The 21,244-nt window shown below is 70.1% G+C and carries 10 protein-coding genes and 1 pseudogene; 7 read left to right on the top strand and 4 right to left on the bottom strand.

The window, feature by feature from the left end:
• Positions 1 to 190: 190 nt before the first annotated feature.
• Together ADK67_RS34115 and ADK67_RS34110 are read right to left on the bottom strand one after the other, a co-directional pair.
• The gene (locus tag ADK67_RS34115) at positions 191 to 2,932 is read right to left on the bottom strand and encodes a PKD domain-containing protein (RefSeq protein WP_053720677.1); all 2,742 of its coding nucleotides are present in this window, start codon (positions 2,930 to 2,932) and stop codon (positions 191 to 193) included.
• 205 nt (positions 2,933 to 3,137) lie between these two features.
• Positions 3,138 to 4,319, bottom strand: coding sequence for a serine hydrolase domain-containing protein (locus ADK67_RS34110; protein ID WP_053720676.1), 1,182 nt, complete (start codon positions 4,317 to 4,319; stop codon positions 3,138 to 3,140).
• Between the two features lie 85 nt (positions 4,320 to 4,404).
• Between ADK67_RS34110 and ADK67_RS34105 the strand changes: the two genes are divergently transcribed.
• The 4 genes from ADK67_RS34105 (at position 4,405) to ADK67_RS34090 (ending at position 15,791) form a co-directional block, all read left to right on the top strand.
• Entirely contained in the window at positions 4,405 to 4,965 is a 561-nt protein-coding gene (locus tag ADK67_RS34105; RefSeq protein ID WP_053720675.1) for a TetR/AcrR family transcriptional regulator, read from the top strand.
• A 253-nt stretch (positions 4,966 to 5,218) separates the two neighbouring features.
• Positions 5,219 to 13,789 (top strand): SpvB/TcaC N-terminal domain-containing protein, encoded by an 8,571-nt coding sequence (locus ADK67_RS34100; protein WP_082404244.1) that lies wholly within the window; start codon positions 5,219 to 5,221, stop codon positions 13,787 to 13,789.
• A gap of 144 nt (positions 13,790 to 13,933) precedes the next feature.
• On the top strand, positions 13,934 to 14,266 hold the full coding sequence (locus ADK67_RS34095; RefSeq protein ID WP_157621092.1) for a hypothetical protein: 333 nt from the start codon (positions 13,934 to 13,936) through the stop codon (positions 14,264 to 14,266).
• 784 nt (positions 14,267 to 15,050) lie between these two features.
• The gene (locus ADK67_RS34090) at positions 15,051 to 15,791 is read left to right on the top strand and encodes an Imm52 family immunity protein (protein WP_053720672.1); all 741 of its coding nucleotides are present in this window, start codon (positions 15,051 to 15,053) and stop codon (positions 15,789 to 15,791) included.
• Positions 15,792 to 15,952: 161 nt separating this feature from the next.
• Here the strand turns inward: ADK67_RS34090 and ADK67_RS55480 are convergent.
• Together ADK67_RS55480 and ADK67_RS51535 are read right to left on the bottom strand one after the other, a co-directional pair.
• Positions 15,953 to 16,039 (bottom strand): annotated as a pseudogene (locus tag ADK67_RS55480) (hypothetical protein); the annotation flags it as partial.
• Between the two features lie 18 nt (positions 16,040 to 16,057).
• Complete coding sequence (locus ADK67_RS51535) at positions 16,058 to 16,747, bottom strand: phosphatase PAP2 family protein (RefSeq protein WP_157621089.1); 690 nt, start codon at positions 16,745 to 16,747, stop codon at positions 16,058 to 16,060.
• A gap of 271 nt (positions 16,748 to 17,018) precedes the next feature.
• Between ADK67_RS51535 and ADK67_RS34080 the strand changes: the two genes are divergently transcribed.
• From ADK67_RS34080 to ADK67_RS34070, 3 genes are all read left to right on the top strand, one after another.
• Positions 17,019 to 17,615, top strand: a complete 597-nt coding sequence (locus tag ADK67_RS34080; RefSeq protein ID WP_053720670.1) for a TetR/AcrR family transcriptional regulator — start codon at positions 17,019 to 17,021, stop codon at positions 17,613 to 17,615.
• A gap of 220 nt (positions 17,616 to 17,835) precedes the next feature.
• The gene (locus ADK67_RS34075) at positions 17,836 to 19,482 is read left to right on the top strand and encodes a tannase/feruloyl esterase family alpha/beta hydrolase (RefSeq protein ID WP_053720669.1); all 1,647 of its coding nucleotides are present in this window, start codon (positions 17,836 to 17,838) and stop codon (positions 19,480 to 19,482) included.
• A gap of 212 nt (positions 19,483 to 19,694) precedes the next feature.
• Complete coding sequence (locus ADK67_RS34070; RefSeq protein WP_231648480.1) at positions 19,695 to 21,239, top strand: alpha/beta hydrolase; 1,545 nt, start codon at positions 19,695 to 19,697, stop codon at positions 21,237 to 21,239.
• Positions 21,240 to 21,244 lie beyond the last annotated feature (5 nt).

Here is a 21,244-nt window from a genome sequence, read left to right as displayed (position 1 = left end):
GGGACGACGCACCGGGCCGATTCGCTCCCAAGATGACCGATTCGGCCCAACCGGTTGGCCAAGGTTGGTGTACCAGCCGTCACGTCTGTCTCGTGCGGTGAGCGGACAGCGGGGGCGCTTGTGGGCTCTGGTCAAGGAGTGGACGAGGAGGAGCGAAGGGACCCGGCTCGACTCGGGCTGTCGATGACTGTCAGTACTCGTAGAAGTAGCCGGTCACGTCGACCACCAGGTCCAGGTGGCCGTCGCTGCCGTTGTAGAACCCGGCCGTCACGCTCGCGGTGACGGCGAGGTTGTTGGTCACGGCGCCGGGGGTGAAGTTCAGGGTCGCGGTTGGTTCGAAGTAGGCCGGGTCACGGTGGGAGGCGGTGAGGTAGCCGTCGCGCTGCGGGTTCACGACCTTCGCGTTGAAGATCACCGCGGTGGGGGCGAAGTTGAGCTTCGGAGCGCCTTGGTCGAGGGTGTACTGGGTGTTCGACCTGCCGGGCAGCGCACCGGCGGGACCACCGATGCCGCTGCGGGTGTCGACGGCGCGGATTGGTGACACGGGCACGAGGTAGCTCTTGGCGAACGGGGAGAAGTAGCCGACGACGTCGATGACGACGTCCGTGGTCGCGTTCGAGTACAGGTTGATGTGGCCGTCCGCACCGATGGGGGCGATCACGGCGTTCGTGGTGGTCTGCCCCGCCGAGAAGTTGAGGCTCGACGTCTGCGGGTTGGTCGTGCCGGAGGGGTAGAGCGTCAGGTGACCCGGTCCGCGGGGGCCGACCACCGTGACGGTGAGCAGTGCCGCGGTCGCGCGGTCGGGCACGTTGCCGGTGTAGTGGCCGGCGACCCGCTGGGTGAACGTCTCGCCCGCGACGACAGGTCGGGGCGACACCATTCCGATGCCGTCGCGCGTGTCGAGCAGCCGGCTCGGGTCGATGGCGTTGAAGCCCTCGGCCGTCGTGACCTTCGCGAAGTAGCCGGTCACGTCGGCGATCAGGTCGATGGTGCCCGGACTGCCGTTGAAGAGGTCGACGTGGCCGCCGCCGACCGCGACGGTCGTCAACCCGGGCACGGTCCCGCCGGCCCGGAAGTCCACCACGGACGCGGTGGGCCTCGGCTGACCGGAGGGATGGGCGGTGAGGTACCCGTCGGCCGTCGTGTTGGTGACGGTGAGGTTCATGGCCACCGCCGTCACATCGGCCGGGATCCCGTGGCGACCGCCGATCGCGAGCCGCACCGTGCTGTACGGCGCGACCTTCTGGCTGGGTGCGCCGACGCCGGTCCTGGTGTCGAGGAACCGGGTCGGTCCGTGCTTGACGTAGCCGGAGCCGAGCGTGGTGAAGCTCGTGGTCGTGGTCGCGGTGTTGCCGCCGGCGTCGGTGAGGGTGGCCCGGACCTGGTACGTGCCGGCCCGCTCGTACAGGTGCTGGGACACCTCACCGGTCACGGTCTCGGTCTCGCCGTCACCGAAGTCGTAGGTGGTCCTGGCGATGTTCCACGGGCTGCCGCCGGAGTCCGCGTCGAACAACGCCATCATGCCGCCCCGCCTGGTCACGGTGAGGCTGGGCTTCAGCGTTCCGCCGGCGGGCACGACCTTGAGCGGCCGGGAGTCGCCGGTGGTCAGCAGGGACTCGCTGGTCGCCGTCACCTTGACGGTGTAGGCGCCGGTCGTGTCGTAGGCGTGGGACGCCGAGCACGGGCCTGAGACGGTCGTGCCGTCACCGAAGTCGATCACGCAGGTGAAGGGCGATTTCCACTGGGAGCCGAGGGAGCTGCTGACGGTGACGACGCCACCGACCGGCGCCTGCGACGCGGACACGGTGAGGGACCGGGACACGAACTGGTCCTGCAGCTCGCGCGCGCCGCGGTCGACGTAGGAGACCGCGCCCGCGCCCGTGTTGGGCACCTGCGGGTTGTCCACCCGCGGGCCGTTGACGGCCGGGTCGAGCACGCCCGGCGCGTCCCCGTTGCCGGAGTCGACGGCAGGTGTGCCCTGGTTCGGGTCCGTGTGCAGGTCGTGGGCGCCCTGCCCGGTGGCGGCGTGCAGGTCGGCGGGGGTCTGGTAGACCGTCCCCGCCCACCGGTACAGGTTCACGTTGATGAACGGGATGTTGTAGTCGAGCGTGACACCGGGCGCCGCCGCGCTGTCGACCTCGATCGTGTGCACCGGTCCTCTGGGGCAGTAGCTGCTGATCGTGGAGGACAGCACCTCGGTGATGACGTTGTTCTGGATGGAGGAGCCTGTGGTCTCGCCGGTCACCACGACCGCGCGGTGGCACGAGTCGCGGAACGTGTTGCCGGTGACGGCGAGGGCGTCGACGCTCTCGGCGATCACGCCGAAGTTGCCGAGCGAGGTGATCGTGTTCCCGGTGACCGTGACACCGGCCCCGCCGTCGGCGTACACGGCCCGCCCGCGCGTGCCGAAGGTCGTGCGGCTGACCGTGATCGCCGTGGACCCGCCGGTGACGCGCACCGTGTCCGCGCCGCTGTAGGGGTCCGCGTCGGGTTGGATCGAGCCGCGGTCGAGGGTGACCCGGCCGGCGCCGTCGATGACGACGGCGTTGGTTGCGGTGGCACCGTGGATGGTCAGGCCGCGCAGCGTCACGTCGTGCGCCCCGCGCACCGTGATCGTCGGCGCGGTGCTGCCCGTCGGCCGCCGAACGGCACCGCCCTCGAACACGATCGGCGCGTCGGCGGTCCCGGACCGGGTGATGGTCACGGTCTCGTCCTGCGTGCCGGTGATGTTGACGACCTGGCCGGGTTCGACCACGTCGGCCGCCGCCTGCACCGTGCAGAACGGTGTGGTCGCGCTGCCGTCACCGGCGTCGGTGCACGCCGCGATGTCGCGCACGTACAGCGTGGTGGCCGCGGCTTGCGCCATCGGCACCGACACCACTCCGGCGAGAACCGCGAACGCCGTCGCTGCGGCGATGTTCGGCAGGCGCACTTGATCTCCTCGTGACCTCACGGCGGGCGGCTCGGCGTGTGTGTCGCGAGACCGGCGCCAAGTATGACCGAGTCGCCTCCCGCGTCCGACCGGATTGCTCCAGATCACGGCGTCGTTGTGGCACGTCGTTGGCGTCTGTTGTCGGCACGCAGGGTGGTGCCGTCCCGCCTCGGTGTCCCGACGCCGTGGTGGATGGCCGCGGTGCTCATTCGCGCAAGCTCCGGTAGACGGCGTCCACCAGGCCGTTCACCCGCAGGTCGTTGCCCTCCAGCAGTTCGGAGCCCCGGTTGGGGGTGTAGGCGAACGCGATCTCGTCGCCGGGGTCGGCGAACGCGTAGGACCCGGTCGCCCCACCGTGCCCGAAGCTGCCGGTGGGCAGTGCACTCGGGACGAAGGGGCCACCGGGCACCATGAATCCCAAACCCCAGTCCGAGCGGATGCCCAGCACCTCGTCGCGTCCGCTGGAGTGGACTCGTGCCGCCTGCTCGGCGAGTTCCGGGCCGAACAGGCGGATGCCGTCCACCTCGCCGATGGTCGCCGCGAAGAGCTTCGCCAGGCCGGCGGCGGACGCGGTTCCGTCCGTGGACGGCGCCTCGACCCGGGAGAACTTCGGATCGCTCGCTTCCTCCCAGCCGATGAGCATGCTGCCGTACAGCGACCGGTAGGTCAGGGACGTGGGATCGGCGAGCGCTTCGTGCAGTGCTCGGAGTTCCGGGACCTGGCTGCCGAGCTCGACTTCGCCGGCGCTGTCCGGCAGCACGAGCTTGGCCAGCCGGTGCAGCTCACTTTCGGGTAGGCCGATGAAGCAGTCCAGCCCGAGCGGTGCCGCGATCGCGGTGGCGAAGTACGACCCGACGGTCTGGCCGGTGACCTGCCTGACCACCGCGCTGAGCAGGTGCCCGAACGTCACCCCGTGGTAGCCGTGCGCGCGACCTGGGGTCCACTGTGGACGAGCGGACGCGATCGCGTCGAACACCGGGGTTCCCCGGACCAGCCCGTCATAGGTCACCGGGCTGTGCTCCAACGACACCACGCCGGAACGGTGCGCGAGCACCATCCGCAGCGTGATCCCGGCCTTGCCTTCGGCGGCGAACGCCGGCCAGTAGTCCGCGACCGGGCGGTCGAGGTCCAGTTCGCCGCGCTCGACCAGGGTCAGCACGCTGATCGCCACCAAGGCCTTGGTCGTGGACGCGATCGTGGCGACCGTGTCGTGCCGCCACGGCTGTCCGGAGTCGGGATCGGCGAGCCCGCCCCACAGGTCGACCACCGGTCGGCCCCGGTGCCACACCGCGACCGACGCGCCGACTTCCCCCCGGTCGACGAAGTTCCGCTCGAAACTCTCCAGCACCGCCTCGAAGCCCTGCGCCGTCGAACCGTCGATGCCCATTCCTGCCGCCTCCCGATTGTCCTACCTTCCGGTCGGTAGGCTAGTCGACCGACCGGAAGGTAGGCAAGTGGGCTAGGATGGCGCCGTGAACAGGCAGGACACGGGGAACACCCGCGAGAAGATCCTGGCGACGGCGTGCGAACTGTTCGCCACGCACACCTATCGCGCGGCCACGATGCGGGAGATCGCCGAACGGCTCGGGATCGCCAAGCCGTCGCTCTACCACCACTTCGCCAGCAAAGCGGAGATCCTGGACAGCCTGATCAGCGCGCCGATCGACGAACTCGCCGCCGTCGTCGACGCCGCCGCGGTCGAACGGGATCCCGTCGAGACCCGGCGCCGGGTCCTGCGCGGCTGCATCGACGTGATCGTCGACCACCGCGACGTCATGCGACTGCTGTTGCGGGACGCGTCCGTCTACACCGACGACTCGACGCAGGTCGTCGCCAAGGTCGTCACCACCGTCGACCGGGCGATCGCACTGCTCGCCGGCCCGGATGCCGACTGGCGCCGCAGGCTACGCGCGGCACAGGCGTTCGCCGCCGCCACCGACCCCATCGGCCAGTTCCACGACGCACCCGACGACGAGCTCCGCGACGAACTCTTCCGCGGCGCCGGCCTGCTCATCGGACTGCCCAAGCCCTGACCCGCCGGGCGGCGGCTGAATGGACTATTCTTGGTTCGCTTGGCCTAAAGGCGAGTTGATTGCGTTCTCCGTATCACGCGGCCATCGGCGTTTCAAAGCTGCCGATCAGGTTGGCCCAATGAACTTTCAGTGCGTCCCCGCGCCGGTTGTTGCGCTTCTCGGGTGATGTGCCGGGCGGCTCCCGAGATGGGGTAACGAGCGTTGCGAACGGCTCGATGACCGCGGCAGTGCGCCGAGGTCAAAGGGGTCCGCCATGCCTGTCCGGGGTCGTCGTCAGTCCGCGTCGGTGCTGCTCGTCTTAGCCTTGCTGGTGGCGGTGGTGGTGCCCGGCAGCCAGTCGCCGCGGGCGCCCGCCCTGGCGAGCGGCAGCACGGCCGTCGACGTGCCAGAGCACCCCGAAGGGGACTCGTTCAACCCCAACCAGATCAAGGACCTGGAGGCCGCGAACCCGGGGGAGGGCGTCGCGCTGGTCGGCGCGCCCGGCGCCTCGGTCACCGGCGACGCGAAGCTGAGCCACCCCTTGCAGACCCCACCGGGACGCGCGGGGGTGGAGCCGTCGCTGTCCCTGCAGTACAGCTCGGCGGGCGGCAACGGGTGGCTCGGCGTCGGCTGGGACCTGCCGATGCCCGCGATCACCATCGAGACCCGCTGGGGCGTGCCGCGCTACGACGCCGGGCTGGAGACCGAGACCTACCTGCTGGCCGGTGAGCAGCTGACCCCGCTCGCACACCGCTCGGCCCCGGTCGCGCGGACCGCGGAGAAGGAGTTCCACACCCGCGTCGAAGGCCGGTTCGCCAAGATCACCCGGCACGGTTCCGCGCCCGGCGAGTACTGGTGGGAGGTGACCGACAAGAAGGGCAGCGTCTCCGTCTACGGCGCCGACCCCGGCACCCGGCTGACCGACGCCCGCGGCAACATCGCGGTGTGGGCGCTGCGCGAGGTCCGCGACGCCAACGGCAACCTGATGCGCTTCAGCTACGCCACGGTCGCCGACGGCGGCGTGCCCAACGCGAGCGTCCCCGGCTCGAACCTGTACCCGCAGCGCATCACCTGGACCGGCAGCGGCATCACCGAGGGGCGCTACTCCGTCACCTTCCTGCGCGACCGGGACCGGGGCGAGCCGCGTCGCACCGACGTGCAGATCGACGCACGCCTCGGGTTCAAGAAGGTCACCGCCGACCTGCTGCGCCGGGTCGAGGTCAAGCTGGACGATCAGCTCATCCGCGCCTACGAGCTGAACTACGGCACCGGCGCGTTCACCAAGACGCTGCTGCGCTCGGTGTCGCAGTTCGACGCCGACAACGCGCTGTTCACCACGCACTCGTTCGACTACTTCGACGACATCCGCGACGCGGGCGGCGACTACGACGCGTTCACCTTGGCGGACGGCTGGACCATCCCGGGCGACGGCCTGTCCGCGGGCATCGTCGACGGCGACGCCAGTGCCGTGCAGGCCAACTCGACCGACAGCGCCGGCGGGCACCTCTACGTCGGCTACAACCCCGCCGGCATCACCAAGTCGAACTCGGCAGGCGTGAAGGTCGGCTACAGCGAGGGCTCCAGCGAGGGCCTGCTCGCGCTCTCCGACGTCAACGGCGACAACCTGCCGGACAAGGTGTTCCGCACCGGCGACGGCATCTTCTACCGACCGAACCTGTCCGGCCCCGGCGGCGAACCGCGCTTCGGCGACACCCCGATCCGCCTGCCCGGCCTGCCCGGCATCTCCTCGGAGGAGTCCAGCTCCGGCACGGTCGGCGTCGAGTCCTACTTCGGTGTGGCCGCCCAGCTGGACTACGTCTCCACCACGACCACCTCCGACCGCTACTTCGCCGACGTCAACGGCGACGGCATCACCGACCTGGTCAACAACGGCGGCGTGCTGTTCGGGCGGATGGACGCCAACGGCAACCCGACCTACACGGCCGACAGCGGCGAGACGCCGTCGCCGATCGGGGCCGGCGCGGTCAGCGGGCCGGTGGTCGGTGACCGGACCGCCGAGTTCGAGCGCAAGGTCGACGCGTTCCCGCTGCTCGACGGCGTCCGCCGCTGGGTCGCGCCCTACGACGGCGTGGTCGCCGTCGACGGCCGGGTGCGGCTGGTCGAGGACACCGGCCCCGCCCGCGCGGCCTACCGCAAGGCCGACGGCGTGCGGGTGGCGATCCAGCACGAGGACGCGGAGCTGTGGTCGCAGCGCATCGGCCCCACCGACCACATCGAGTTCGCCCCGACCGGCGTCGGCGCGATCACCGTGCAGCGGGGTGACGCCCTGTACTTCCGGGTGCAGTCGGTGCTCGACGGCCGCTTCGACCAGGTCGCCTGGGACCCGCGCGTCACCTACACGTCACGGCCCGCCGCCACCGACGTCAACGGCCTGGACGCGGTCGGCTTCCTGGCCTCCCGCGACTTCACCCTGGCCGGGCGCCCGTCCGCGGTGGTCGCGCCGCTGACCGGCACCCTGCGGCTCACCGGCGACCTGGTCAAGACCGCCGCGACGACCGACGACGTCCGCGTGGTCATCACCCGCGGCTCGACCGAGGTGTTCTCCCAGAACGTGCCGGCGGGCACGACCGGCACCACGCCGATCGCGCTGGACGTGCCGGTGACCCAGGGCGACACGCTGGCCTGGAAGCTCCAGATCGACTCCCCGGTCGACGCGGGCGCGCTGCGCTGGGTGCCGCGGGCGCACTACACCGCGGCGGAGGGCGGCGTGCCGGTGACCAACCCGGCGGGCGAGCCGACGATCGTGATCAACCCGCCGTACGAGCAGGACGTGTACCCGGCGACCACGCTGACCGCGCCGCAGCAGTCGCACACCGCGAGCGCCGACGGCACCGTCACGGTGCAGCCCAGCCTGGCGCTGACCGGCGCGGGCGACGCGCGGGTGGTGTTCACCGTCAAGAAGCGCGGCGCGCTGCTCGGCAAGCGGGTCGTGCAGGTCAGCGGCGGGGTCGTGCCCGCGATCCCGGCGCTGTCGGTGCCGGTGGCCGCCGGTGACGAGCTGTACTTCGACTTCTCCTCCACCGACCCGGCGGTGCTGGGCCAGGTCTCCGCGCACGGCGCGACCGTCGACGGCGCCGCCGTGCCGACCGCGGTGCACACCGCCGTGGAGCAGGGCGCGTTCGCCCAGCCGTACCGCGGCTGGGCCGCCATCGGCTACCAGGGCAACCGCGCCCGCGCCGGCCAGCCGATCGTGCAGTCCGACCTGGTGATCGACGAGAACTTCCGCGACCAGCTCCCCGACGGCCCGACCGAGGACGACGTGCCGGGCTTCCGCGACGACCCGACCGTCGCCACGCCCAAGATCGTGGTGTTCGCGCCGATGCCCGGCGAGCAGCGCTGGGCAGGCTCCGACGCCAACACCTGGGTCGCCGCGGCCGGCGCGTCCAGCTCGCGGCTGGGCGCCGACACCATCGACGTGGTCGGCGACGCGGACTTCGCGGGCGCGACCGCGGTGCCGCGGCGCGGCAGCACCGAGCAGGTCTCCACGACGTTCGGCGTCGGGCCGCTGGGCGGCAGCCTGGCCCGGGGCGAGGCCGAGTCCACCGTCGACTTCCTGGACCTCAACGGCGACCGCTACCCCGACGTGGTCGGCTCCGGCGGCGTGCAGTACTCCGACATGACCGGCGGCCTGGGCGGCACCAGGGGCAGCGTCGGCGGCAACGTCCGCGAGTCCGACACGCAGGCGTACTCCGTCTCGGCCAGCGCGGGCACCCCGGCGCGCACCGGCGGCACCGCGCGCGGCACCGACGTGCCGTCGGGGCGCGGCACCGCGAACACCAACCGGTCCGGGTCGGAGATGCCGTCGCTGGGCATCGGCGGCAACCTCGGCGGCGGCGAGTCCGAGACCAAGCACGACCTGGTCGACATCAACGGCGACGCCCTGCCGGACCGCGTCTACGCCAACGGCGACGCCGCGCTCAACCTCGGGTACGCCTTCGCCGCGCGCGAGCCGTGGCCGGGTGGCCCGATCAACACCGGCAAGACCGAGAACGCGGGCGTCAACCTCGGCTTCAGCACCGACTACTACGGCTTCGCGGGCGGCGTGTCCGCCTCCACCGGCACCGGCAGCGCGGACGCCACGCTGCTGGACATGAACGGCGACGGCCTGGTGGACCGCGTGTTCGCGGGCTCCCCGGTGACCGTGGCGATCAACACCGGCAGCGGCTTCCTGCCGCCGAAGCCGTTCGGCGGCAGCCTCGACGGCCTCAACTCCGACGTCAACGCCAACTTCGGGGGCGGGGCGTACTTCACGTTCGGGTTCTGCTTCGTGTTCGGCTGCATCGTGTTCAACCCGGGCGCGGACGCCTCGACCGGGGTCGGCCGCACCGAGCTGGCCCTGCGCGACGTCAACGGCGACGGCTACGCCGACCACGTGCGCTCCACCGGCGACGACGAGTTGGTCGTCGCCGAGAACCGCACCGGCCGCACCAACCTGCTGCGCACGGTCACCCGGCCGATGGGCGGGCGCATCGACCTCGACTACGCCCGTGACGGCAACACCTACGACCAGCCCGAGTCCCGCTGGGTGCTGACCCGCTCGGCGCTGCACGACGGCCACCCCGGCGACGGCGCCGACACCCGGCTCACCACCTTCCGGTACGACAACGGCCGCTACGACCGGTTCGAGCGCGAGTTCTACGGCTACGGCACCGTCGTCACCGAGGACCGGGACGCCGGCAACGGCGACGCGCTGTACCGGTCGGTGACCGGCGAGTTCCGCACGGACAGCTACCCGACCCGCGGTCTGCTCGCCAAGCAGACCACGGCCGACGCGGCGGGCCGCAAGTACTCCGACGTGGTCAACACCTACCAGCCGCGCGACGTCGCCACCGGGGCGACCGCCGACCTGGCGAGCCCGACCGCGACGGTGTTCCCGCAACTGGTGCGCACCGAGCGCAACTTCTACGAGGGGCAGGCCACCGCGGGCAAGAGCACGTCGGTGGAGATGTCCTACGACGAGCACGGCAACACCGTCCGCACCGTGGACCGGGGCGACACCGGGGCCGCCGACGACCTGGAGAGCCTCCTGGCCTACTCCTCGGCGATCCCGGCTTGCCGGGACCGGCACATCGTGGGCGTCGGCACGGCGCTGCGCGAGACCAGCGGCACGGGAACGCTGCTGCGCCGCCGTGAGGCCACTGTGGACTGCACGACAGCCGACGTCACCCAGGTGCGCAGGTACCTGGCGGACAACTCGGCGGCGGTCACCGACATGACGTACTTCCCCAACGGCAACCTGGCCTCGGTCACCGACCCGGTGACCAAGCACGGGCAGCGGTTCCGGCTCGACTACGGCTACGACACCGTCGTCGGCGTGCACGTCGAGTCGGTCACCGACAGCTTCGGCTACCGGTCCACCTCGACGCACGACCTGCGGTGGGCCCTGCCCACCAGCCAGACCGACAAGAACGACCAGCGGATCCAGCGCACCTACGACGCGGTCGGCCGGGTGACCACCGTGACCGGACCGTACGAGCTCGCGGAGAACCGGCACACGATCGACTTCGAGTACCACCCCGAGGCGCCGGTGCCGTACGCGGTGACCCGCCACGTCGACCGCGCCGCGGACGGCGTGCGCGCCGACACGATCGACACGATCACCTTCACCGACGGTGTGAAGCGGCTGCTGCAGACCAAGAAGGACGCTTCCGTCTCGGCCGCTCCGGGCGACGCCCCCGAGGCGATGATGACCGTGTCGGGCAGGCAGAAGGTGGACTTCCTCGGCCGTCCCGTCGAGGAGCACTACCCCGTCAGCGAGCCGAAGGGGCCCGCGAACACCGCGTTCAACCCGGCGTTCGACACCGTCGCGCCGACCCGCACGACCTTCGACGTGCTCGACCGCGTGGTCCGCACGGTGGTGCCGGACCAGACGGCCACCACGCTCGCCTACGGGTTCGGCCCGGACCGCGCGGACGTCACGCAGTTCGAGACGGTCACCACCGACGCCAACGGCAAGGCGCGGCGCACCTACCAGGACGTCCGCAACCTCATCACGGCGGTGAAGGAGGCCAACCCGGCGGGCGGGCAGCCCACCATCTGGACCAGCTACCGCTACGACGCCCTCGGCAAGATCACCGCGGCGGTGGACGACCGCGGCAACACCACATCGACCGCCTACGACGACTTCGGCAGGCGCACGGTCGTCGACAGCCCGGACGCCGGGCGCACCGAGACCCGCTACGACCTGGCCGACAACGTCACCCACAAGGTCACCTCGAAGCTGCGTGCGGCCGGCAAGGCGATCGAGTACGACTACCAGTTCAACCGGCTCGCCGCGGTCCGGTACCCGACGTTCACCGGAAACAACGTCACCTACACGTACGGAGCACCCGGCGCGGCCGACAACGGGGCGGACCGGGTGATCCGGGTGACCGACGGGGCGGGCGTCGAGACCCGCGCCTACGGTCCGCTCGGCGAGCTGGTCCGCGAGACCAGGACCGTGCCGGACGCGCTGCTCAACGGCCCGGCCCGCGACTACACGACCAGCTACCGGTACGACTCGTTCAACCGGGTGCTCGACATGACCTACCCGGACGGCGAAGTCCTGACCTACCGCTACGACACCGGCGGCATGGTCGACCGCGCCACCGGCCGCAAGGGCGGGTTCGACTACACCTACCTGGCGCGCCAGGACTACGACAAGTTCAACCAGAAGCTGCTCACCGACACCGGCACCGACGTGCGCACCACGTACACCTACGACGCGGCGGACCGGCAGCTCACCACCCTGCAAGCGCAGCTGCCCGACGGGCACCGGTTCCAGGACATCAGCTACAGCTACGACAACGTCGGCAACATCCTGCAACTGCGCAACCAGGTGGCGCTGCCGCACGGCAAGCCGATCGGCGGGCCGAGCACCCAGACCTACACCTACGACGACCTGTACCGGCTGACCTCGGCACGCGGTGAGTACACGTACGCCGACAACAAGCTCGACCGCTACTCCCTGGAGATGTCCTACGACTCGATCCACAACGTGCTGACGAAGGACCAGCGGCACGAGATCGTGGTCAACCCGGACACCTCGATGGCGTCGGCGAGTTCGGCGGGTGACTTCTCGGCTTCGGCGGTGGCCGCACCGGTCGCCGACAGCTCGCCGATCGCCGTGCTGGACGAGCCGACGACCGACCCGGTCACCGATCCCGTGCCGCCGGAGCAGCTGTACCCGCCGCTCGGGGTGATCGAGGAGCCCGAGGACGAGCCGCTCGTCGACCCGCTGGGCAGCCAACTGTCGGGCACGCAGCTCCGCGTCGCCGACGTGGGGACGCTCTCGGCCCCCGCCGCGGACACGCAGGCGAACGTGCAGCCGCAGCGCAAGACCAGCTACGGGTACGACTACGCCTTCACCGGCAGCGGCCCGCACGCGCCGAGCAGGATCGGGCCGATCAACCAGGCCTACGACCCCAACGGCAACCTGGTCGACACCGTCAACACCATCCCGCCCGCACCGGGCAAGCGCAGGCAGCTCGTGTGGGACGAGGAGAACCGCCTGGCCTGCAACCAGGACCACAACCGCAACCAGACCATCGCGCAGGACCCGAGCACCTGCACCAGCCCCAACCAGCCCGCCACGGTCCGCTACTACTACGACGACCAGGGAACCCGGGTCGTCAAGATCGCCGGCCCGCAGCACATCTACCCCAACCGCGGTTTCAGCGAGCGCAACGGGACCGGGTTCAAGCACATCTTCGTGGGCGAGACCCGGCTGCTCACCAAGACCGTCAAACCCGACACCACGTACGAGAACCACGTCTTCTACTTCCACGGCGACCACCTCGGCTCCTCCGGCTACGTCACCGACGAGCACGCGGGCCTGACCGAGCACATCGAGTACTTCGCGTCCGGCGAGACCTGGGTCAACGAACATCCCGGCCAGCCGACGCCGGTGCCGTACCAGTACGGCGGCAAGGAGCTCGACGAGGAGACCGGCCTCTACTACTACGGCGCCCGCTACTACAACCCGCGAACCAGCGTCTGGCAGTCGCCCGACCCGGTCCTCGGGTCCTACCTGGGCGGAAGCCCGAACGACGGCGTCTACAACAGCGCCAACCTCGCCCTCTACAGCTACGCGCAGAACAACCCGATCACCTACCGCGACCCGAACGGGATGTGGGGCATCGTCGGCCACCAGCTGACCCCGCAGGCCGCCGCCCTGGCCGTCGGCTTCTCCCCGACGGTGGCCCGCGCGATCGGCAACGCGGCCTGGGCGCCCGACACCGACGACCGCAGCGCCACGCACGGCAGCTCCATCCTGGGCTCCCTCGTGCCCGGCTACGCCAACGCCGACTCGCGACGCATCCACCTGCTGACCGGCGGCAGCGCCGCACAGACCCAGGCCGCCGCACGGCAACGGTTCCAGCAGGTGGTGGACAACATGCCGTTGACCGGCCAGTTCACCCAGGAGCAGGAGAACATCCTGCACTCGTTCGGCGACTCGTTCGCCCACGTCGACCCCACGTCCGCCCGACCCCGCACCGTCTTCATGCAGGCCGGCCCGAGAGGCACCCTGACGACCCCGGTGACCATCCCGCCGGACCCGAACTGCCCGTGCATGTTCAGCCTCCCGCTCGGCCACGCGGCCACGGCGGACGGCGGCCACCAGCCGGACAACCCGAACCTCAACCCGGGCCAGTACCGGCAATACCTCGGCGGCCTGTACGACGTGCTCTCCAGTCGCGCCCAACGGGAGAAGCTGACCCCGAGGATGTCCCGCGACGCGTTCATCAACACGATGATGGGGGGAGTGGCGGGCGTCGCCGGTGAAGCACGGCAGCAGCAGGCGGCCAACGCGATCATCAGCCGGATGGAGAGCCCGAACCCCTAGAGCGTGACAACGACGCGGCCCGGGTCACCTGTGGAGGTGATCCGGGCCGCGTCGCGTGCATGGCGATCACGGCGGACGTACCGCGGCGGTGGTGTCGAGCGGCATGATCGACCTGGTCTGGACGTGCGGATGGCTGGAGGCGTTGTGCCAGAGGGTGATGCGACGTTCCTCGATGGCGATCGGGTCAGGCGCGTGAAGAACCCGGGCCGCAGCCGGATTGAGGCGGCTGTGCTCGCCATGGCCAGGGACAGTGTCCTGGTCCTGTCGGCGGAGCGGGAGGACGTCTACATCCAGGTGTGGCAGCGTCCGGATGGGATCTATCAACTCGAACACCGCGCGGGCTCGCCATCGGAGCACTATCAGACTTTGACGGTGTCGCCGGAGAAGGTCTACACGGCGTTTGAAGCCTGGCGGCAAGGCGATCACCGATGGGACATCCCGTTCACCTGGCGCTCGATCGACACCGAGGTCGAGTGACCGAACGCCATCGGGTAACAGCGTCCTGATGCCGATCCGCGGGTTGCTGAGCTCCGGCACTCACAGGGTGAGCCGGTGGTTGTCGGAGGCGAGTGTCCGGCGGAGACCGACGCGCTCGCTCTTGCCGAGCGCTATGGCAGTCCAGGAGCGTCGTCCGACGGTATGGGGGTCGAGGTCGTACTCCAGGGAATGTTCAACGTGACCGCCTGCTCGCGGTCGTCGCGCTGCTGAAGCTAGTGCCGCGAGACGGTCCGGCTGTCCAACCCGGATCGGGTCGTCGGGTCGGAAGCCGGTCAGGTTGGCGCGCGGACGGGCTATCCCGCCCCGGTGGTCCAATGCCTTGCTGGGACTGCGGTCCAGTGCCACAGTCGGGCGGCATGGACCATCGCAGCAGCATGCTCAAGCTGCCACCCGCTCTATCGGTGAACCGTTATGCGGCCATTGGCCATGCGGTACTCCGCGCGCTCGATGTGGCGGGTCTCCTGTCTGCCAGGTCTTTACGCGTGATCGAGTTGTCGTCGGACGACGAACTCGTCCAAGCGTTTGGAGCGTGCGGCGTCAGGAGACCGCCATACAGAGATTCGTGCGCGCCATAACGTTCGAGCTTGAACTGTCGTCGTGCGGCTTGGCCGTCGAGGTCTCAAGAGTTGCGACAACTACGAGAAGAGTGGCCGGACGGGGACGGTGTACCTGGTGATCGACCCTTGGGCGCCTCGCTCTACCCTGTTCATCCGGGGCTTCGGCGCCTGACGCCGATTCGAAACGTCTGTGAGGTAGGGCCGCTGTGGCCGAAGCGTTGACCTGTTGCGCGTACTGGGGCGCACGCCAGGAGACGGCGGAGCAGATCGCTGATCGGCTGCGGCGATTCCTCCGGGGACTGACTGCGGTGAGTCCGGCGATGTTCGACACGTGGTACGTCGACGACCCGGGTGTGGCGGATTATCGGCCGCTCCGACTCGACCTCGACACGGCCGACCTCGTCGAGCTGGTCGAGGCGGGCCGGAACCGTGACGGGGCGACGGTGTTCGAAGAGCTGGGGTTCCAACTGGTCTGCTGGGGTTCGGGTTCCGGCCCTCGTGAAACCCACCTCCGAGCGGTCGTCGGTAACTACAGTCCTCGTGGCGGGCCGAATGCGCTGGTGTTGCGGCTCGGGAAGACCGGGTCCGGGGCTGACGCCGGCTTCTATGGTTCGGTTGTCGACGTCCTGGGTTGCGTGGCGGAGTGCTGGGAGCCCGATTGGGGTTTCGCCGGGAACTCGGAGTTGAGGTCGCTGCAACGCCCGGCTCCTCCCGGCACGGTGTACGTGGGGTACGCCCAGTACCTGTCGCCGCGGCGAGCGGAGCACGTCGTAGGCGGAGACTTCGGCGCGTCGTCGCGCGAGACGTCCAACGGGGGCCTGATCCTGTCCCTGCTTGATCCTGAGGGGGATGGCGTGCCGCCGGGCTCCGAGGTTCTGGAGTTCAGGAAGCGCCTTGAACGGACAGGTGCCCTGGAAGCTATCAGCAAGGAACGTGCGGTCTACTGACTGCGATTCAGTCGTGATGGCCGCCCGGCGTAATCGGATCACGAGGAGACATTCTTTTGTGATCTTGATTCGTTCTTCGAGGTCGAGCACGCAGCTCAGTGACCCGTTGACTTTCCCCCGCCCACCGCGGTACCGCTATTCGGTTCGGTCAACGTGAGTGGTCAGGCTGTGCCCCACGTGTCGCGGGTGATGCCGGCGGCGGGTGCGTACCACCAGTGTTCCAAGGCACCGTTGTGGCCGCGCCCGAAGACGTGTTGCTGCGTGCGTCACTCGAAACCGGTGGGGTCGCTGACGATCGCCGGGCCCGCCCAGGGATCTCGGTGGATGGTGCTGGGAACGTTGACGTCCCACCAGTAGTGCTGGACTTTGCCTTCGCCGTCTCGGGCCATGACGTGGAGCTGTCGGTCGACACCACCGCTGGCCGAGGCGAACCCGCTCGGGTTGCCCACGAAGTACCCACCCCATCTGTCGTGGCTCACTCCGGCGCCGGGCGCGAACCGGTAGTGCTCCAACGTCCCGTTCTGGCCGCGGGTGAAGACGTGCTGCTCCTCGCGCCAGACCACGCCGGTGGGGCCGAGGCCGTTGGTGAGGCCCGGCGACGCGGTCACCGCGGCGGCCACGTGGTCGCCGAGCGCCAGGCCGTCGCGGTCGCCGTCGAACCGGAAGTGCACGCCCAGGTACAGGCGGCTCAGCGCGTTCTCCCGGGCGGCTTGGCTGAACGTGGTGAACGTCCGGGTCTTGAACCCGCCGCCCGACACGCCCGACACGCTCGTCGCGTGCGGGTCCTCGGTGGTCAGCTCGACGACGGTGGTGGACGTCGCGCCGATCTGGTCGGTGCCGAAGTACCGCCGCATCACCCCGGCCCATGCCCCGGCGAACGTGGCGTGCCCGGACACCCAGGCGGGGAAGCACGGGGTTGCCGTTCCGGTCGGCGGACAACGGCTGCCAGTTCGCACCGGAGTAGGCGTAGTTCACGCCGTGGACCGACCGCCACCCGGTCCGGTCGAGCGCCGCCGACACCGTGGCGGGCCCATCGTGGTGCGGAACGGTCGGCTTGACCGCCGTCGGCACTAGGGTGTGCGCGAAAGTGCCGGCGCTCTGCACTTGTCCACCGAGGCACGAGACCTCCGCGCGTTCGACTTCAACCGTCGATCGGGACATCATGTACTCGACCCGGACGAGCCGGACAGGGGCTGCCGCCGCTGCCGTGAACCGCGATTGAGAGCAATGGACACACCGCGCCAGCCGACCACGCTGTGGGACCGGTCGCGACAGGCTGTCGTCGCGGGGATCGTCGACACCGCATTGGCGTTGTTCGCCGAGCACGGCTACGAATCCGTGACCGTCGGCCAGATCGCCAAGCAGGCGGGTGTGTCGCAGCGCTCGCTCTTCCGCTACTTCGGCACCAAGGAGGACCTGGTCTGCGGTGACCAGGACGGCCTCGGGCAGCTGCTGGTCAGCAGCGTCGAGGCCCAGCCCGCCGACTTGTCGCCGTGGGACGCGCTGCGCGCCGGGTTCGCCGCCATCTCCTCGGCGAAGCACACCTCGGAACAGGTCCTGGAGATCACCACGCTGATCTTCGACAACCCGCCGTTGCGCTCGCGGTACCACGAGAAGCGGTTGAAGTGGCAGGCCGCGCTGGTGCCCGTGATCGAGGCCCGGCTGGGCATCGAGTCCGGTCCGACACCCGACCCGCGCGCGGTGGGCATCATCGCCACGGTGTTCGCGTGCGTCGACGCCGCGTCGGAACTGTGGGTGCGCCAGGCCGGCAAGGCGGACCCGTTCGCCCTGTACGACGAGATGCTCGCCGCCGTCCGCGGCTGATATTCGACGAGACCTTCGCTCGTCCCCGACAAAACGAGTCCCCGGGTCGACTCATGCCCACTGTCGTTGACGGTCACATCCAACCTGGCATAGAGTGCCAACTAGGCGGGAACTGTCAGAACACGTGCGCCCGCTGATCGCAACAGACCCGTGGTGGAACAGGACGCACATGCCCGCTTCTTTCAGGAACAGATCGTCCATCGCACTGACCACAGCACTCGTGCTCACCGCGGTCACCGCCGGAGCGGCCGCGCCCTACGTCTTCAGCAGCGAGGTGAACGCCGCCGCGACGAAGAAGTGCTCCGCTCTGACCGGCGTTGAGATCGCGGCCGACGCCATCGGCCTGCCCACCGGCGGCGCCACCGTGTCCTCAGCGGTCCCCGCGAGCGCCGGCGGCAGCGGGGAGCAGGCCTACGGCGCCCACTGCCTGGTTTCCGGGGACGTCAAACCGGTTGATCCGGCCGCGCCGAACATCAAGTTCCAACTGGCGCTCCCGGAGCAGTGGAACGGCAAGGCCACGATGCTCGGCGGTGCCGGCCTGAACGGGTCCATCCCGCCGCTCACGAACGCGTCGAACCTCTGGGGCGCCCAGAAGAAGCCACTGCCGCTCAGCCGGGGGTACGCGGTGTTCTCCAGCGACTCCGGACACCAGAACAAGAACGGGGAACACCCCGCGGCCTTCGGCGCCAACCAGGAAGCCCTCAAGAACTACGCCGGCGACGCCCTGAAGAAGACGCGCGACGTCGCGGTGAAGTTGATCCACTCCCGCTACGGTCGCGCGCCCGCCAAGTCCTACTTCCTCGGCTACTCGAAGGGCGGCGGCGAGGCGTTGGCCGCCGCACAGCGCTGGCCGGCCGACTGGGACGGCGTGGTCGCCGGCGCACCGGGCTGGAACGTCACCGCAGTGGCGCTCGGCATGCTCAACGCGGCCCAGGCGGTGGCCGTGCCGGGTGCCTGGCTGAACGAGGCCAAGCGCCACACCCTCCACGCCGGGGTGATGAGGACGTGCGATGCGCTGGACGGCGTGGAGGACGGCATCATCGGCAACCCCCGCACCTGCGAGGCCCGGTTCGTCCCGACCACGTTGAGGTGTCCGCGGGGAGAGGACACGGGCAACGACTGCCTGTCCGACGTCCAGCTCGCCGCGCTGAAGCGGATCAACGACCCCAAGTCCTTGTCCTACGTGATCGGCACGGGCGAGTCGAGCCTCCCCGGCTACCCGATCTACCTCGCCGACCAAGGCGGGGGAGTGCCCGACGCCGTCCACAAGGAACTGCTGACCCAGCTCGGCGTGTACGGCTCGACGCCGCCCGCTTTCCCGCCGACCCCGCAGATGCCCCCGGGCCTGTCGCAGGCCGACGGCGTCGTCCGCCACATGATCGTGGGTGATCCGAACTTCGACACCCTGGCGATGGACTTGGCGAGCGGAAGCGGGATGGCTTCGCGGATCGAGGCCAATTCGGGGCTCTTCTCCAACATCGCCGACCTGTCGCCTTTCCAGGAGCGAGGAGGGAAACTCCTCCTCTGGACGGGCAGTGCCGAGCCGGCGGCGAGGACGAGCATGCACTACTACTCGCGCGTGCAGGCCGCGATGGGGCCTGCGCGAGTGGACTCGTTCGTTCGCTACTACGAGGTCCCCGGCGCCCAGCACGGACCTTCGTCGACTTTCCAGCCGGAGTGGGACCAGCTGGCGACGATCGAGAACTGGGTGGAGAAGGGCGCCGATCCGGCGAACACCATCGTGGCGACCGACGACGCCGGCGTTCCCGGCCGGACGAGGCCGCTGTGCGTCTTCCCGAGTTGGCCGAAGTACAAGGGGTCCGGCGACGTCGACAACGCGGATTCGTTCACCTGCGCTTCCCGGTGACGGTCGGGTTCCCGGTGGGATGACCGACGGTCGCTGTCCCCCGTGAGGACTACAGAAAGGTGTCCACACCAAGGGGATTCGTGGCACCGCGGGCTCTCATAGGTTTCGGTGGCGACGTCAGTTCGTCGCGGCAGGCCGAGAACTGGAGGGCAAGGGCGTTGAAGACGATGCAACGGTCGACGGGAGCCGGTATCCCCTGGAGGTTCACCAGGGTGGTGGCCGCGGTGGCGCTCACCGTCGCCGCGGTGGCCGCCTGTGACGCCGCCGCGGACGGAGGCACGACGAGCGAGGACGCACCACCGGTCGCCACCGAGGCGGCCGCCACGCCGCATATCACGTGGGGCACGTGCCCGGCGTTGGCCGAGGGCGCCAGTCGCGACTCCCGGCTCACCTGCGGAACGGTGGAGGTCCCGCTCGACTACCGGAACCCCGGTGGCGAGAAGATCGAGGTGGCCGTCTCGAAGCTGTCGGCGGCGAAGTCCCACGACCGCCGCGGTGTCCTGCTGCTGAACCCGGGCGGCCCGGCGTTGCCCGGCCTGGGCACACCGGGTGTCGTGGCACCGACCCTGCCGCCGTCGGTGTTGGCGGCCTACGACCTGATCGGCTTCGACCCGCGCGGCGTCGAGCACAGCACCCCGCAGAGCTGCGGCCTCGACGACCCGTCGCTCGCCGGCCTCTTCCCGTACCCGGCCGCGGACGGCTCGATCACCGCGAACGTCGAGCACGCCCGTGCCAGCGCCGAACGGTGCACGACGAACGCCGGCGAGAAGCTGCGGCACTTCACCACCGCCAACACGGCCCGCGACATGGACCGCATCCGCACGGCGCTCGGTGAGAAGAAGATCTCCTACTGGGGCCAGTCCTACGGCACGTACCTCGGCGCCGTCTACGAGTCGCTGTTCCCGGAGCACGCCGACCGGGTGGTCCTCGAGGGCAACGTCGACCCCACGAAGGTCTGGGCCAACGCGACCGACAACTGGGGCAAGGCCATGTCGGAACGGTTCCCCGACGCGGCGAGGGTCGCCGCGGCGCAGCACGCCACGCTCGGACTGGGCGGCACCGTCGACGAGGTGACCCGGAAGTACCTCGCGCTCGCCGACAGCCTCGACCGCACCCCCGCGCCCGTCCCCGGCACCCCGCTGGCACTGACGGGTTCGATGCTGCGCACCGTCACCTACAGCCTCCTGCTGAACAACGAGAACCTCCCGGTCCTCGCGCAGTTCTGGAAGGCCGCCGTCGGGCTGGCCGACGGCGTGCTCACCGAGGCGGACGGCCAGGTGCTGCAGCAGGTGTTCGCCGCGCCGCCGCCGACCCCGGGCGTGCCGGCCGACAACCAGGCCACCATGTTCCTGGCGCTGACCTGCGGTGACGCGCCGTGGTCCGAAGACGTCGACGAGTACGCCCGCCGCACCGCCGAGGACCGCGCGGCCTGGCCGCTCACCGCGGGCATGCCTGCCAACATCTGGGCGTGCGCGTTCTGGCCAAAGCCCGTCGAAGAGCCCGTCCGCGTGACGGACAAGGGGCCGCGCAACACGCTGATCCTGCAGAACCGCAGGGACAACGCCACACCATGGGAGGACGGCCTCGGGTTGTACGAGGTCCTCGGCGAGCGCGCGGCTTTCGTCGGCGCGGAGAACGGCGGGCACTACGTCTACCACCAGGGCTCCACGTGCGTGGACGAGGCGACGGTGACGTTCCTGACCACCGGTCGGCTGCCGGACGCGAAGGTCCACTGCACCGACGTCAGCCCGCAGTGAGGTTC

This window comes from Saccharothrix sp. NRRL B-16348, from assembly GCF_001280085.1.
Classification (GTDB): domain Bacteria; phylum Actinomycetota; class Actinomycetes; order Mycobacteriales; family Pseudonocardiaceae; genus Actinosynnema.
The sequence above is the reverse complement of the archived record's forward strand: the minus strand, read 5'-3'. Positions and strand labels throughout refer to the sequence as shown.